The 797-nt window shown below is 39.1% G+C and carries 2 protein-coding genes; both read left to right on the top strand.

All coding sequences use genetic code 11. The features are described 5' to 3' along the window. On the top strand, positions 1-208 hold a 208-nt coding region (locus tag H5072_RS20700), incomplete at its 5' end, for an SEC-C metal-binding domain-containing protein (protein WP_182694666.1). A 69-nt stretch (positions 209-277) separates the two neighbouring features. Then, complete coding sequence (mutT, locus tag H5072_RS20695) at positions 278-676, top strand: 8-oxo-dGTP diphosphatase MutT (protein ID WP_007582062.1); 399 nt, start codon at positions 278-280, stop codon at positions 674-676. The last annotated feature ends 121 nt before the right edge of the window (positions 677-797 follow it).

The raw sequence follows: 797 nt of genomic DNA, 5'->3' as shown, positions 1-797 counted from the left end.
AGAAGATGTTGAAAAAGTAGAAGAGCAACACCGTAAAAGTGAAAATGCTCCTCGCGAATACCAACATGAAGAAGCTGAGCACGTAGGTGGCGAAGCGCCAGAAACAGCGACAGTAATGGCTCGTACAGAACCAAAAGTAGGTCGTAATGACCCTTGTCCTTGTAAATCAGGTCAAAAATTCAAACAGTGTTGCGGTAAATTAAAATAACCCAATATTGTCAGTAGCTTATTAAAAAAGCGGCGCTAGCGTCGCTTTTTTTTATGGAGTTTTAAAGTAATGACTATAGAAATTGTACATGTAGCTGTTGGTGTTATTAAGAAAAATAACGCTATATTCATTTGTAAACGTGCAGATGAACAACATCAAGGCGGTTTATGGGAATTTCCTGGTGGTAAAGTTGAAGCTGGAGAAAGTGTGTTTGTTGCACTTAAACGCGAGCTTATTGAAGAAGTTGGACTAACCATTCACAGCTCTAGCCAATTGATGGTGATTGAACATGACTACGGCGATAAATGCGTTAAATTAGATGTACACGTAGTAAGTAACTTTAGCGGTGAAGCACATGGCGCTGAAGGGCAACCTAGCGAATGGGTAGCAATTAGTGAATTAGAAAATTATGATTTTCCTGAAGCGAATGCTGAAATTATCGAAAAAATAGTTGCCCGATACGCATAAAAAAAGGGCATAAGTGAGCACAATGAATATCTCAATACAAAATAAGCTAAGCGAACTGTTAGCACTGCCCCCTGAGTTAACTCAAGTTAGTGCGATTGGTAGCGGTCATATAAATAGTACA

The sequence above is a fragment of the Pseudoalteromonas sp. SR45-5 genome (genome assembly GCF_014163565.1).
GTDB classification, from domain to species: domain Bacteria; phylum Pseudomonadota; class Gammaproteobacteria; order Enterobacterales; family Alteromonadaceae; genus Pseudoalteromonas; species Pseudoalteromonas distincta.
This window is presented reverse-complemented; position numbering and strand designations above follow the sequence as displayed.